15 protein-coding genes are annotated in these 13,290 nt (G+C 52.7%); all 15 read right to left on the bottom strand.

Features of this window, described 5'->3' with window-relative positions; all coding sequences use genetic code 11:
- Positions 1 to 8: 8 nt before the first annotated feature.
- The 15 genes from nagZ to ACFQUU_RS16280 all read right to left on the bottom strand — a co-directional run bounded on the left by nagZ (position 9) and on the right by ACFQUU_RS16280 (position 13,202).
- Positions 9 to 1,061 carry a beta-N-acetylhexosaminidase gene (gene nagZ / locus ACFQUU_RS16350; protein ID WP_382248979.1) on the bottom strand — a complete coding sequence of 351 codons (1,053 nt, stop codon included), beginning with the start codon at positions 1,059 to 1,061 and terminating at the stop codon, positions 9 to 11.
- Positions 1,058 to 1,450, bottom strand: coding sequence for a holo-ACP synthase (gene acpS, locus ACFQUU_RS16345; protein ID WP_382248977.1), 393 nt, complete (start codon positions 1,448 to 1,450; stop codon positions 1,058 to 1,060). The genes nagZ and acpS overlap by 4 nt, the downstream gene beginning before the upstream one ends.
- Positions 1,447 to 2,214 carry a pyridoxine 5'-phosphate synthase gene (pdxJ, locus tag ACFQUU_RS16340; RefSeq protein ID WP_382248975.1) on the bottom strand — a complete coding sequence of 256 codons (768 nt, stop codon included), beginning with the start codon at positions 2,212 to 2,214 and terminating at the stop codon, positions 1,447 to 1,449. The genes acpS and pdxJ overlap by 4 nt, the downstream gene beginning before the upstream one ends.
- A gap of 14 nt (positions 2,215 to 2,228) precedes the next feature.
- Positions 2,229 to 3,089 (bottom strand): DNA repair protein RecO, encoded by an 861-nt coding sequence (gene recO, locus ACFQUU_RS16335; RefSeq protein WP_382248973.1) that lies wholly within the window; start codon positions 3,087 to 3,089, stop codon positions 2,229 to 2,231.
- A gap of 45 nt (positions 3,090 to 3,134) precedes the next feature.
- Positions 3,135 to 4,037: a GTPase Era gene (era, locus tag ACFQUU_RS16330; RefSeq protein WP_382248971.1), complete on the bottom strand. Its 903-nt coding sequence runs from the start codon at positions 4,035 to 4,037 to the stop codon at positions 3,135 to 3,137.
- Positions 4,034 to 5,023 (bottom strand): ribonuclease III, encoded by a 990-nt coding sequence (gene rnc, locus ACFQUU_RS16325; RefSeq protein ID WP_382248969.1) that lies wholly within the window; start codon positions 5,021 to 5,023, stop codon positions 4,034 to 4,036. Before rnc ends, era begins: the two co-directional genes overlap by 4 nt.
- Before the next feature lie 36 nt (positions 5,024 to 5,059).
- Entirely contained in the window at positions 5,060 to 5,449 is a 390-nt protein-coding gene (locus tag ACFQUU_RS16320) for a DUF4845 domain-containing protein (RefSeq protein ID WP_382248967.1), read from the bottom strand.
- 26 nt (positions 5,450 to 5,475) lie between these two features.
- A complete protein-coding gene (gene lepB, locus ACFQUU_RS16315; RefSeq protein ID WP_382248965.1) occupies positions 5,476 to 6,387 on the bottom strand; it encodes a signal peptidase I in 912 nt (303 codons plus the stop codon).
- Positions 6,384 to 8,177 (bottom strand): translation elongation factor 4, encoded by a 1,794-nt coding sequence (gene lepA, locus ACFQUU_RS16310; RefSeq protein ID WP_382248963.1) that lies wholly within the window; start codon positions 8,175 to 8,177, stop codon positions 6,384 to 6,386. The genes lepB and lepA overlap by 4 nt, the downstream gene beginning before the upstream one ends.
- 165 nt (positions 8,178 to 8,342) lie before the next feature.
- Complete coding sequence (locus tag ACFQUU_RS16305; RefSeq protein WP_382249220.1) at positions 8,343 to 8,603, bottom strand: glutaredoxin family protein; 261 nt, start codon at positions 8,601 to 8,603, stop codon at positions 8,343 to 8,345.
- A 234-nt stretch (positions 8,604 to 8,837) separates the two neighbouring features.
- Positions 8,838 to 10,238 carry a DegQ family serine endoprotease gene (locus ACFQUU_RS16300; protein WP_382249219.1) on the bottom strand — a complete coding sequence of 467 codons (1,401 nt, stop codon included), beginning with the start codon at positions 10,236 to 10,238 and terminating at the stop codon, positions 8,838 to 8,840.
- A gap of 100 nt (positions 10,239 to 10,338) precedes the next feature.
- Positions 10,339 to 11,301, bottom strand: coding sequence for a MucB/RseB C-terminal domain-containing protein (locus ACFQUU_RS16295; RefSeq protein ID WP_382248961.1), 963 nt, complete (start codon positions 11,299 to 11,301; stop codon positions 10,339 to 10,341).
- Between the two features lie 50 nt (positions 11,302 to 11,351).
- Positions 11,352 to 12,038, bottom strand: a complete 687-nt coding sequence (locus tag ACFQUU_RS16290) for a sigma-E factor negative regulatory protein (RefSeq protein ID WP_382248959.1) — start codon at positions 12,036 to 12,038, stop codon at positions 11,352 to 11,354.
- Between the two features lie 26 nt (positions 12,039 to 12,064).
- On the bottom strand, positions 12,065 to 12,667 hold the full coding sequence (gene rpoE / locus ACFQUU_RS16285) for an RNA polymerase sigma factor RpoE (RefSeq protein WP_057293164.1): 603 nt from the start codon (positions 12,665 to 12,667) through the stop codon (positions 12,065 to 12,067).
- Between the two features lie 91 nt (positions 12,668 to 12,758).
- The gene (locus ACFQUU_RS16280; protein WP_382248957.1) at positions 12,759 to 13,202 is read right to left on the bottom strand and encodes a protein YgfX; all 444 of its coding nucleotides are present in this window, start codon (positions 13,200 to 13,202) and stop codon (positions 12,759 to 12,761) included.
- Positions 13,203 to 13,290 lie beyond the last annotated feature (88 nt).

The raw sequence follows: 13,290 nt of genomic DNA, 5'->3' as shown, positions 1-13,290 counted from the left end.
ACTCTTTCTTAATCACCCACCAGCGACTGTGCGGTTTGCCTTGCCGAACGATACCGAGGGTCCTGCTGCAACGTCTCCCAATCCACGGCCCTGCCCTGCGGTACAAGCGAGGCAATGCGAGCGGACGAGACCGAGCTGGCTGCGCCGGATCCAGGCTTGAGCCCGTTGAGCAACTGATCGGCCTTGTCCGGCGAATTACAAATCAGGACCATATCGCAGCCTGCATCCAACGCAGCCGTCGCACCGTCGACGACCGAGCCGGCGACGCTCGCGCCTTCCATACTGAGGTCATCACTAAAAATGACTCCCTGGAAACCAAACTGTTCCCGCAACATCGTCAGCCATTTTTTTGAGAAACCAGCCGGGTGTTTGTCGACCTTGGGAAAGATGACGTGAGCAGGCATGACAGCGGTCAGGCTCATCCCTATCCAGTCATATGGGGCAGCGTCATCAGTGAGGATTTCTTGCAGACTGCGCTCGTCCACGGGAATATCAACATGCGAATCGGCCTTGACGAAGCCATGTCCCGGAAAGTGCTTGCCGCAGTTTGCCATGCCTGCCAGCGCCAATCCATGGTTGAGGCTTTTTGCGAGTGCGGTGACTACACGAGGGTCACGGTGGAACGAGCGGTCGCCAATGACACCGGACTCGCCATAGTCGAGGTCAAGCACTGGCGTGAAAGAAAGATCTATTCCGCAGGCACGCAGCTCGGCCGCGAGGACGAAACCGACATCTGTCGCCGCGCGCATCGCTTCAAGCACATTCGTGTCCCACAGTTCCCCTAGTTTTCTCATGGCGGGCAGGCGTGTAAAGCCGTCCGTTCTGAAACGCTGAACACGTCCGCCTTCATGGTCGACCGAGATCAAGACGCCAGGACGAGCCGCATGAATTGCTTTCGTAAGCGCGGTCAGCTGCCGGCGGTTTTCATAATTCCGGGCGAACAGAATTACGCCGCCGGTCAATGGATGCTGGATACGGCGAATGTCCTCATCTGTCAGAGTCTTGCCGACTACATCCAGCATGACTGGCCCAAGTCCGCCGTTTGCTCCCTTTACACTCATGTCTTCTCCACAATGACAAAGGCGACTGCGTATTCTGCCTCATCGGTAAGCGACACCTGCGCAGTCAATCCATTCGTTTCCATAAATTCTTTCAACGCACCACTTAGTACTGCGACAGGCTTGCCGCTTGGCGCGTTCAGCGTCTGCATCGAGCGCCAGGTCATGGGCATATGCATACCGAGGCCGATCGCCTTGGAAAACGCTTCTTTCGCAGCAAAACGCGTTGCAAGAAATCGTATGCCCCTGGCTTCTACCTTGTCTTTTCTGCGCCGATATTTTTCCAATTCTTCTGCCCCGAGAATCTTAGAGGCAAAACGTTCACCATGCCGTTGCAGAGCAGCTTCTATCCTGGAAATTTGGATAATATCGGTTCCGATGCCGTAGATCATTTCTTGTGAATACCAAGACGTGCTGCAGTCATGATTGCCTTCATTTCCTTGATGGCGTTCTGCCAGCCGACAAAGATGGATTGGGCAACAATCGCGTGACCGATATTGAGTTCTGCAATTTCAGCGATCGCTGCGATTGCCTGTACGTTGGTGTAGTGAAGGCCATGTCCGGCATTCACCTTCAGCCCGTAACGCATGCCCTCCAGGACGGCCCGCTGGACCCGCTCCAGTTCATGCTGGATTTCAGTGTCGACCGTCGCCTCCGCATAGCGTCCGGTATGGATTTCGATCACTGGCGCTCCGCATTCGGATGCCGCTTTGATTTGTGTCGCGTCAGGATCGATGAAGAGGCTGACCCGGATTCCTTCGCGCTGCAATTGGCGAACGGCCGCCTGGACATCATTAAAGTACTTGACGACATCAAGGCCACCTTCCGTCGTCACCTCGTTGCGTCGCTCCGGAACGAGACAAACATCATGGGGTTTGATGCGGCAAGCGAAGTCCAGCATTTCAGAGGTCACTGCGGACTCAAGATTCATACGCGTACGAAGTTGCGGAAGGATCGCTTCGACGTCGGCGTCGCGAATATGCCTACGATCTTCGCGCAGGTGCAAGGTAATGCAGTCGGCACCGGCTTCTTCTGCCAGCAGGGCTGCCTGAACCGGGTCTGGATAAACGGTTCCACGCGCATTTCGAACGGTTGCGACATGGTCAATATTGACACCGAGGTCAATGACGGGTGTATGGGGATGTAAGAGGCTCATGGCGAAGGCAGGGGCTAAAGTTGCATCAAATCTAACAGAATTTGCCGCGTATTGAGCGGCGTACCGCCTAGATGATGCGACAGCAAGAAGCGCATCAGGAATTTGCTTTGCAACTGCGTCGTTGCATTGGAATAGTCCTCGCCTTCCATGTCGATCAGGGTCTTGCCTGAAACACGAGGAAAGGTATCCGCAGGAAGCGCATGGCGAGGACCACGCTCCGGATCGACGACGTACATTTCGTCAGGACTAACCGGCTCACCTGACTGTGCATCAATACTCAATCTGCCGCCAACTCCGGTTTCCTTCAATAGGGCCCGCTCAAATTTACGGAGCACAATCGGTGGTGGCTCATCGTGGGCAAGCTGGTTCAGGGTCGAGACATAGTGATCGAACAACATCGGATGCGGATCATCGCGGGCAAGCAGTTTGACAAGTAGCTCATTGAGATAAAAGCCACAAAGCAATGCTGATTTCTCCAAGGGCAAGAGACCGCCAATCCATTCAGCTTCAGTAAGCGTACGAATGTCGGATTTTCCTGACCATCCTACGGATAATGGCTGGAAAGTCTGCAATACACCACGAAGTTTAGAATGTGGCCGTTTGGCACCCTTGGCAACCAATGCTATGCGGCCGTAGTCGCGGGTAAAGACGTCGACAATCAGACTTGTTTCTTTATAGGGATAACTGTGCAGGACAAAGCCCGGCTGACCTGCGATGCGGGTCTCCTTTTCCGCCAGACGGCGTCTTTCTGCCGTTGCGGTACGTCGCCCCCGGCTAGTTTGAGGTGCCTGATCTACGGTCGCCGGGACAGACGAAGCGGTTTGAGCAGTGTCGTCATCCGGTTGTTCATCGACATGTGTTGATGGCAGGGACATCAGGTATCGGATTGGAGTCGGCGCCCGGACGAGGCGCAAGTCAGGTTATTCGTAACCGTAGGCACGCAGACCGGCTTCGTTATCCGCCCAGCCTGATTTCACCTTTACCCAGATTTCAAGATAGACCGGACCGCCAAAAAGTTTTTCCATATCAAGCCGGGCCTGGGTCGAGATTTCTTTCAGACGAGCGCCCTTTTGACCGATAACCATTGCCTTGTGTCCATCGCGTTCTACCAGAATCGCTGCGAAGACGCGGCGCAGGTCACCTTCTTCTTCGAATTTTTCAATCAGAACGGTGCTGGTGTAAGGTAGCTCATCGCCGACGAAGCGAAACACTTTTTCCCGGATAATTTCTGCTGCAAGAAACTTCTCGCTGCGGTCCGTGATGTCGTCTTCTCCAAACATCGGCGCATTTTCGGGTAAGTACTTTTCGATTTCCTTTTCAAGGATATCGAGTTGAAAGCGCTGCTTGGCTGACACAGGAACAATGGCGGTAAAGTCACGTTGCGCAGCCACTTGTTGAGCGAAAGGCATCATGACCGCCTTGTCCTTGATGCGATCAGCCTTGTTGATGACAAGTATGCACGGAACATTGGCGGGCAAGAGATCAAGCACCTGCTTATCAGCCTGTCCGAATGTCCCTGCCTCAATGATGAACAGAATGACGTCAGCAGCCGTCAAGGTGTTGGTCACTGTTCTATTGAGTGTCTTGTTGAGAGCATTAGCGTGGCGTGTTTGGAAGCCCGGCGTATCTACATAGACAAACTGCGCAGACTCCCTCGTCTGGATACCGGTAATTCGGTGGCGCGTCGTTTGCGCTTTGCGCGACGTAATGCTGACTTTGGCGCCGATCAAGGCGTTCATGAGTGTCGATTTACCGACATTGGGACGGCCAACGATGGCGATATAACCGCATCGGAAACCGGGGGAAGCGTCAGGTAATGTCATGCAGTTTTCGATTCAGGTGATGCAGTATTCTGACCAGTTGTGGTCCCTTTGGTTTGTGCCGATGTGCCGGGATTTTTGCCATCAACAGGTGTGCCTTCGGCTTTGGTATCAGATTTTAAATCCAGCCTGTTTTGCTTTGTATCCGCCTTTGCCTCTGCGCCGGATTCCGCCTTGTGATCAGATTTGGCGGAAATCTTCGCAGGCTTTCGCGTTTCTTCCTCGACGGGGGCATCAGGTTGGATAGTGGCGATTCCTGCAAGTTTCAGCTGTGAAGCACGGGGACGTGCCTTACGCCCTGACGCGGTTGTTTTCACAAGCGCGCTTTGTACAGCTTCCAATGCCAATTTGGCGGCTGCCTGCTCACCTGCCCTGCGGCTGCCGCCAGTGCCGAACACCTGAATATCAAGCTTCGGAACCAGGCACTCAATTTCAAATTCCTGATTATGCGCTGCACCATGCGTCGCAACGACATTGTATTGTGGCAAGGCGAGTTTTTTGCCCTGCAGATATTCTTGCAACAGAGTCTTGGCGTCTTTACCCAAGGTTTTTGGATCGACGGTATCGAGAATGGGTATGTAGAGCGAGCGGATTACATCACGGGCCGCGTCGAAACCAGCATCGAGAAAGATCGCTCCGAATAAGGCTTCCAGGGTGTCGGCGAGAATCGAAGGACGTCGAAAACCGCCCGATTTCAGTTCACCTTCACCGAGTCGCAGGAACTGGGAGAGCTCCAGACGCTGAGCAATCTCATACAGAGACTGCTGCTTGACGAGGTTGGCGCGAAGGCGGGACAAATCACCTTCGTCAATCTTGTTATAGCGTTCGAACAAAAGCGAGGCGACGACACAATTCAGGACAGAGTCCCCAAGAAACTCCAGCCGTTCGTTATGCACGCTGCTGTGGCTGCGATGTGTCAGGGCTTGCTGCAATAAGGCAGCATCCTTGAACGTGTGGCCCAGCCGGTCTTGCAATAACTTGAAATCCATCTCGCTTCGTCGCCTAATTCCTCTTGTTGCTTCTTATTACTGCGCCGTTTCTGCGGCCGGCCCCTTGCCTGTGGTTGCTACATAATCAATGACTAGACTAGCAGGCCCGACTAGGGGAATACGTTTCTCATACCCGACGCTGACATCAAACCCATCACCGGTCTTGATAATTTCAAGATCCTTGCCGCTGACTGAATCGATATACGCTGTCGTACGCTGTTTTTCAAAAGAGTCCTGAATTTCACGGGCAGTCGTTCCGCTGTTCTTTGCAGTTACGATTGCCTTCTTGATCGCAGCATACTCGACTACGGTTGGTACGACCTTCAGTCCCAAAACCGCCAGCATGGCGACAATTGCAATAACAAACAGAAACCCAATCAACGACAAGCCGCGCTCTACGTCGCGCGTGTGCGTGCGTACCATCATTCTCCGACTCCCTAGTTTCTAATTATTTACTGAAAACTGCCAATCCGACGAATGTTGCTGAAATTCATCCAAACAAAAAATGCTTTTCCAACAATATTTTCATCTGGCACAAATCCCCAATACCGGCTATCGAGGCTGTTATCCCGATTATCACCCATCATGAAGTAATGTCCAGAGGGGACGGTGCAGGTGAAGCCTTCTAGGTTGTACGTACAACGGTCATGCATGGGAAAAGGATCAGGATTTTGTACATACGCTGGAGCCCGGTCGTCATTCAGAATCTTATGTTGCAATCCTGTCAAGTGTTCGATGTACTGTTTAGAGTAGCTTAAATGTTCTTCATCAAGATAATCAGGTAGAGGCTGATAAGAGATTTCTTTATCGTTGATCGTTAAGCGTTTGTTTTTATAGACGATTTTATCACCGGGAACGCCGACGACACGTTTGATGTAGTCCAGAGATGTATCCTTGGGGAATTTGAAGACCATTACATCACCGCGTTGTGGGTCGTTGATGCTGATGATTTTCTTATTGATGACCGGAAGCCGAATACCGTACGTGAATTTATTCACCAGGATCAGGTCTCCAATCACAAGCGTTGGCACCATCGAACTGGACGGGATTTTGAAAGGCTCATAAAGAAAGGACCGCAGGAAAAATACCAGTGCGATCACGGGAAAGAAACTTCCGGAATACTCTATCCACGTTGGCTGCCGAAGAATCTCCGCTTCAATCTTCGCGCGACCACTATCATCCGTTTTGATGCCATCGGCTTTTAATTTGGCGTGCCGGGCATCGAACTCGGCCAGCGCCTGATCGGCCTTTGCGCGGCGTACGCGGGAGAAATGGAACACATCCAGGAACCAGATAATTCCTGTCGCGATGGTCAGTATGAAAAGGATTAACGCAAAATTGCCGAGAATCGCTTGCAGACTCATTTATCTTCCACTTGTAAAATCGCCAGGAATGCTTCCTGAGGCACTTCAACCGCACCGACCTGCTTCATCCGTTTCTTACCTGCCTTCTGCTTCTCAAGCAATTTGCGCTTACGCGAAATGTCGCCGCCATAGCACTTGGCCAGAACGTTCTTGCGCATCGCCTTCACGTTTTCGCGCGCAATGATATTGGCACCGATGGCCGCCTGAATCGCGACGTCGAACATTTGACGTGGAATCAGTTCGCGCATTTTCGCTGCTACTGCCCGACCGCGGTACTGACTGTTGGCACGGTGCACGATGATGGCGAGTGCATCGACTTTTTCGCTGTTGATCAGCATGTCGACCTTCACCACGTCGGCAGCACGATATTCCTTGAACTCGTAATCCATCGACGCGTAGCCGCGTGAAGTGGACTTCAGTTTATCGAAAAAGTCGAGAACGATTTCCGCCATCGGCATTTCATAGGTCAGCATTACTTGCTTGCCGTGATAGGTCATGTTGATCTGCACGCCACGCTTCTGCGTGCACAACGTGATCACCGAACCGACATACTCCTGCGGCATGTACAGGTTGACCGTGACAATAGGCTCGCGGATTTCTTCGATCTTGGAGGGGTCCGGCATCTTCGACGGATTGTCGACCATGATGATGCTGCCATCACGCTGCACGACTTCATAAATTACTGTTGGTGCCGTCGTGATGAGATCCATGTCGAACTCGCGTTCGAGGCGCTCCTGCACGATTTCCATGTGCAACAAACCGAGAAAGCCGCAACGGAAACCGAAGCCCAGCGCTTGCGATACTTCAGGCTCGTATTGCAGAGCCGCGTCGTTGAGTTTGAGCTTTTCCAGCGAGTCGCGCAGTGCATCATACTGGTTCGCTTCAACCGGGAACAAACCTGCAAATACCTGCGGCTGCACTTCCTTGAAGCCAGGGAGCGGCTCGGTAGCAGGCTTGGATGCGAGGGTAATGGTGTCGCCGACGCGTGCCGCCTTCAACTCCTTGATGCCTGCAATGACAAAGCCGACCTGACCGGCAGACAGGGACTCCTTTGCCAACGATTTCGGCGTGAACACGCCCACGCTTTCAGCGAGGTACTGGGCTCCGGTTGCCATCAGCGAAATCTTGTCTTTCGGCCGCAGGGTGCCGTTGACGATCCTTACCAGCATCACCACGCCAACATAATTGTCAAACCAGGAGTCGATGATCAGTGCCTGCAAGGGTTGGCTTGCATCGCCCTTCGGCGGCGGCACTTTTGCGATCAAAGACTCAAGCACATCTTCGACACCCAAACCGGTCTTGGCCGAGCAGCGCACTGCATCAGTAGCGTCGATCCCGATCACGTCTTCAATTTCACTGATCGCGTTTTCCGGGTCTGCGGATGGGAGATCAATCTTGTTCAGGACGGGGACGACTTCAACGTTGAGGTCCAGCGCCGTATAGCAGTTCGCCACGGTCTGTGCTTCGACGCCTTGGGAGGCATCAACGACAAGCAGTGCGCCTTCGCACGCCGACAGCGAACGGCTGACTTCATAGCTGAAGTCGACATGGCCCGGGGTGTCGATCAGATTGAGGTTATAGACTTTGCCATCGCGTGCCTTGTACGACAGGGCCGCGGTCTGGGCTTTGATGGTAATACCTCGCTCACGCTCGAGATCCATGGAGTCGAGGACTTGCGCCGCCATTTCCCTGTCCGATAGGCCTCCACAAAGCTGGATGATGCGGTCTGCGAGAGTTGATTTGCCATGATCGATATGCGCGATGATGGAAAAATTGCGAATGTTGTCCATTGACTAAGTTGCAACTACAAAAAAGGCGCTCTGAGCAAGGGGTTAGCCCCTAAGCGAGCGCCTTATGACAGAAGGTTGTTCGATGTCGGGCATTTTACCGGATTTCGAAGGGGAAAGCCCGTAAAACTGCCTTGGAGAGATGCAGAAAGGTCTATTTCGAAATGCTCAGGCCTGAGGCGTCGTAACCAGAAATTCCCTTACCTTATGCTCGTCAAGAAAATAGTGGCAGAGTTCGATCGCATCGCCATCCCCTTTACGGCCAAACAGAACAGGAACAAGTTCATCAAATTGCGCAACCAGTGCCTCGTCAGTATCAACGTCAATGATTTCTGTTGTGAACGGATATTCACTACTCAGGGATTGTAAGGCCTCGAGCATATCGTCGCAGAGGTGGCAGTACGAGCGAGAATACAGGGTGAAATGAATCACGTTTTACGCCTGTCCAGTAGAGGGTTATTCCAACCACAGGTTTTCGGTATTCAGTACGATCCAGTCCAGTATAACGCCTAGCCGATATGGGCGAAGGGCGTCATGCTTGGCTCACGCCAACTTGGCGCGGCATGTTCAAAATGGAAAGGACTGGTAGGTCGCAAACCTCACTTGACTGTGACCTACCGCGAATTTCCAGTCGCTTTCCTGGTTGTCTTCTTTGCCGTGTGCTTACTGTCCGTTTGGACGAATAGGAACAAATTGTGATGCGTCACCTCGGCGAACAAGGACGACCGCAGTCTTTTTTGGTTCCAGTTTGGTGACAAGGGCGTTGAACTGCTTTGCATCTTTCACATCGCTGTTGTTTAAACGAAGAATGACATCGCCAGCACGCAAACCGGCACGAGATGCAGCACCCTCCGCAGAGTCAACCAGTACACCACCATCGACCTTGAGTTCTTTCCTTTGTGCATCTGTAAGATCGCTCACCACCAATCCTAGCGCATTGGCCGCCTGTTCCGGCTTTTGCTTTCGCTCTTCCTTCTTGGCCACCTTTTCAGGTTCAAGTTCGGCCACCGACAAGGTCACGTCCTTGCTTGCGCCCTTGCGCCAAATTGTCAGCGTCGAGCGAGTACCTGGCTTAGTGGCCCCTACCAGGCGCGGCAGATCGGAAGACTTTTCAATGTTGGTTCCGTTGAACTTCAGAATAATGTCACCCGCCTCAAGACCACTCTTTTCTGCTGGACCGCCCGGTTCGACGCGCTGAATAAGCGCGCCTTGAGCACGTTGCATACCGAGCGATTCCGCGACTTCCTTGGTGACTTCGCCAATTTGAACGCCGATACGACCGCGCGTTACACGACCGGTCGTTCTGAGTTGTTCTGCAACTCTCATCGCCTCGTCAATGGGCACAGCGAATGAAATTCCCATGTAACCGCCGGAGCGGCTGTAGATCTGCGAATTAATTCCAATCACTTCGCCGCGCATATTAATGAGCGGACCGCCAGAGTTACCAGGATTGACAGCGACGTCAGTCTGGATGAGCGGCAGATACTCGCCGGTGTCTCGCGCCTTCGCAGAAATAATTCCTGCCGTAACAGTGTTTTCCAAACCGAATGGCGAGCCGATTGCAATGACCCATTCACCGACACGCAGCCGATTTGGATCACCGATAGTGAGGCGAGGTAAGTTATTGCCCTCAATCTTGACTACCGCTACGTCTGTGCGTTTGTCGACGCCGATGATCTTTGCCTTGAACTCACGCTTGTCGGTCAGCGTAACGTACATTTCGTCGGCACCATCCACAACGTGTGCATTGGTCAGCACATAACCGTCGGGCGAAATAATAAAGCCCGAACCGACGCCGCGCGGCACCTCCTCTTCCTGTTGTGGTGCCTGCTTACGACCGTTACGCGGCGTTTTATCCGGCTGCTGTCTAGGCATGGGAACACCAAAGAAGCGCCTGAAAAATTCCTGCATTTCTTCGTCATCTGCACCAGGAACGCCTCCCTGACCAGGTTTAATTCGTTCCGTCGTGCGAATATTAACAACAGCCGGCCCTGTTTTTTCGGCCAGATCCGCAAAATCAGGTAAACCAGCAACCGATGCCACCTGCGCCATGGCAAGACCCATTGACGGAGGATAGACCACGCTACCCAAGGGGCCTAGCAAGGCTGCGAGCACGACGTTACGGGCGATAGAAACAGTTTTCATGGAATCCTATTATTGTTTGCTATTTAGATTTGAATTCAATGGAATTGGCGACCTGCCTAATTGCTGTTGAGGGTACCTCACCAACAATGGTAAGCCAAAAATCACCGTGTCGCTTGCCGATAATGTTCATTGCACCCTGCTGTGCCGAACCCTCCGTCCTGCTTTGCGAGCCTGGTTCGATAAAGACAGAAATGGCGGCGATACCGTCGGAGTAAACCATTTGCAGCACTTCACGTGGCGATGGCTGAACTGCTCCAACCGGCTCTTCGGATAACTTCCTTTTGACCTCACGAATCTTGCGGAAGCCAGGCGGGAGGAACTTGGCGGTCCAACCGGATGATGCACTGGATGGACTCATCACAGCGTTTTCGACATGCCAGCCTTGCGTATTGGAGATCGTGGGTCGAACCCGGTTACGGTCTATGCCTCCGATGGCAATTTGTGTAAAGGAAATCTGCTCCACAACTTCGCTTTTTTCGTTGAGAGTCTGTGCTCGCAGCAATAAGCCGCTGCCCTTCTCGGCCCATAGTTTGTACCCATAACGCAGGTTGTCTTTGGGCTCAAGGACAATTGCCTGGCAGTCATGCCCCGCAATACGCCCCGATTCGTCCTTACGCACATTGTAGAACTCGCTCAGGTCGTTCGGGTTGGTTGCAAGAATGGCTGGAAAAACGTCATGCGTAACACGTTTTTCGACGAAAAGCGTCTTTGCGTCCGGAACGTAGCAAATAACTTCGTCATTGTTACGAATGTATTCTCGCGGCTTTCCATCAAGAATTTCGAGCTTCTCCAACTCATTCTTGCCATCAAGAAGATGGGTAATGCGCGACGTGCGCATCTGGTTTGCCTGTTGGTACACAAAGGTGCCGGAGTAATTGAGCTTTTGTGCGGCTACCTGAATCTTTTTGAGCCAGGCTTGCGCATCCCTGCGTTCCGATACTGGGTCGGCATTTTCCGCCGAGGCGGAAAATGCAAAGCACATCGAAACGGCAACGACAAACCTAAGTAAAGCGTGTGTTTGCCGCATACAGATTATTTAGTGGATTCGGTTGCAAATGTCGCCGAACGTGCATATTGTGCAGTGCTGTAGAGCGATGGAGAAAAACGCTGGTGCGCAAACAGGTAGTCGTCAATTCTGGGATCACGCATAACAACCTCGCCCGAGGCTGAGGCGGCCGTAACAGTCGCACTGTCTGCAGCGCTTGGCTTGTCCGTGCTGGCGCTTGCGATGCTGGTTTCAGCGGAAATCGGATTGCCATGCATGGCAACCATTAATTGGGGTGTTGCAACAAATGCAACAGCTGCCATGGCGGCAGCAGCGGCCATGCCCGGCAAAGCCCAGCGCTTTGTACTGCGTGAGTCACTGGTTTGTCCTGAAACTTTACTACCTTGGACATCTCCATTCGCAAGACCGTTGGCGCGAGTGATACTGGCTGTCGGCGCAATTACGGTCGGCTCGGTTTGGAGACGAGCTGCGAATCGCGCACTGAAATCGGAACTCATGTTGATTGCCATGTCGCTTGAACGCAACACATCGCCGATCTGGTGATACAGTGCCCAGTCCGCGCAGGCATTGTCTTTCTTCATCGCGGCAAGAGCGAGATCAAGTTGCTCATCCGTGATCTCGCCGTCCGCTAGAGCGGAAATTTTTTCCCCAGACATCTCATTCGTATTCATACCTACCCCGTTCAGGTTGCGCCAACCCTGTTTTTGCGTCAATGACCCTGTTTTACTTATCCCTGCTACTACCAGCGCTTGTCGATCGCGGTTCCTAGCAATGGCCTCAATTTTTCCGCGATAGCTTCGCGAGCACGGAAAATCCGGCTCCGAACTGTTCCAATCGGACAGCCCATCGCTTCCGCAATTTCATCGTAGCTCAACCCCTCGATTTCACGCAATGTAATTGCTATGCGTAACTCATCAGGAAGAGCATCCATTGCAACATTCACTGTTTCAGCGATCTGTTTGGTTGCGAGCATTGATTCAGGCGTATTGATGTCCCTCAGATGCTCGCCGTCATCAAAAGTTTCTGCTTCTTCAGCATCGGCCTCGGTAGAGGTCGGTGCACGTCGGCCCTGCGTCACAAGGTAGTTCTTCGCGGTGTTGATACCGATCCGATATAGCCATGTGTAAAACGCAGAATCCCCCCTGAACTGAGGTAGTGCCCGGTACGCTTTAATGAACGCTTCCTGGACTACATCCTCAGCTTCTGCCTGGTCGCGGACGAGCCGCGATACGAGACGCATGAGCTTGCGCTGATATTTGCTTACCAGCAGCTCGAACGCCTTTTTATCGCCGCGCTGTACTCGCTCGACAAGCAGTTGATCGATATCGCGTTCTGTCGTCAATCCCCGGTCCCTTGTTTCATTGCAACATCTACGCGGCTTGTGTAGTTGACGTGTGGAAATGCAATTGGTTCAATGTTTGCAAATAAAAAATTTACTTTCTTTCCGGCCCCGATGGTTTGTTTTGAGTCGCAATCCATCGACATGCTGCCGACAAAGCCCTGAAAGTGTCCCGCGAAACGCTGTCGGGCAAGACCGGCACTGTGATGATCCTTCCACTTTCGGCTCGCAGCCTCAGCAGCAACATGTAGGCGAATAAGGTCGAGTCGCTCATTAAGACAAACGCTTCACCATACACGTTTACATGCGGCCATTCCCGCTCTCTGCAAGGCCTGATAGAGTCAACTTCAGTCAGCCAAATTTGACCCGTGCCGGAGATACTCAGTTGTATGGTTTTTTGGCTTCGAGTGCCATGATAAAACCCAAAAAATGAGAGAAAAACGATCGAAGATGCGAGGGGCCATCGCAGGAGCGGAGATAGATCAACCACCAGGCCCGCAGCGATTGCTACGCCAACGGCAAGTACGATGGAAGACATTACACCCACAAGCGAAGAGAGCCACCGGGAGGGCGGCACTATTGCGGATACCGCGATAGACATGCTGTTGAGTGTCGAGAGAGCTTTC

Origin of the sequence: Herbaspirillum sp. GCM10030257 (assembly GCF_042666555.1) — a bacterium.
Taxonomy (GTDB): Bacteria; Pseudomonadota; Gammaproteobacteria; order Burkholderiales; family Burkholderiaceae_D; genus Noviherbaspirillum.
This window is presented reverse-complemented; position numbering and strand designations above follow the sequence as displayed.

Excerpts from the sequence above, each read along its gene's own strand:
- nagZ (WP_382248979.1), bottom strand. The coding sequence starts at position 1,061 with ATGAGTGTAAAGGGAGCAAACGGCGGACTTGGGCCAGTCATGCTGGAT.
- acpS (WP_382248977.1), bottom strand. The coding sequence starts at position 1,450 with ATGATCTACGGCATCGGAACCGATATTATCCAAATTTCCAGGATAGAA.
- pdxJ (WP_382248975.1), bottom strand. The coding sequence starts at position 2,214 with ATGAGCCTCTTACATCCCCATACACCCGTCATTGACCTCGGTGTCAAT.
- recO (WP_382248973.1), bottom strand. The coding sequence starts at position 3,089 with ATGTCCCTGCCATCAACACATGTCGATGAACAACCGGATGACGACACT.
- era (WP_382248971.1), bottom strand. The coding sequence starts at position 4,037 with ATGACATTACCTGACGCTTCCCCCGGTTTCCGATGCGGTTATATCGCC.
- rnc (WP_382248969.1), bottom strand. The coding sequence starts at position 5,023 with ATGGATTTCAAGTTATTGCAAGACCGGCTGGGCCACACGTTCAAGGAT.
- ACFQUU_RS16320 (WP_382248967.1), bottom strand. The coding sequence starts at position 5,449 with ATGATGGTACGCACGCACACGCGCGACGTAGAGCGCGGCTTGTCGTTG.
- lepB (WP_382248965.1), bottom strand. The coding sequence starts at position 6,387 with ATGAGTCTGCAAGCGATTCTCGGCAATTTTGCGTTAATCCTTTTCATA.
- lepA (WP_382248963.1), bottom strand. The coding sequence starts at position 8,177 with ATGGACAACATTCGCAATTTTTCCATCATCGCGCATATCGATCATGGC.
- ACFQUU_RS16300 (WP_382249219.1), bottom strand. The coding sequence starts at position 10,238 with ATGGGTCTTGCCATGGCGCAGGTGGCATCGGTTGCTGGTTTACCTGAT.
- ACFQUU_RS16295 (WP_382248961.1), bottom strand. The coding sequence starts at position 11,301 with ATGTGCTTTGCATTTTCCGCCTCGGCGGAAAATGCCGACCCAGTATCG.
- ACFQUU_RS16280 (WP_382248957.1), bottom strand. The coding sequence starts at position 13,202 with ATGTCTTCCATCGTACTTGCCGTTGGCGTAGCAATCGCTGCGGGCCTG.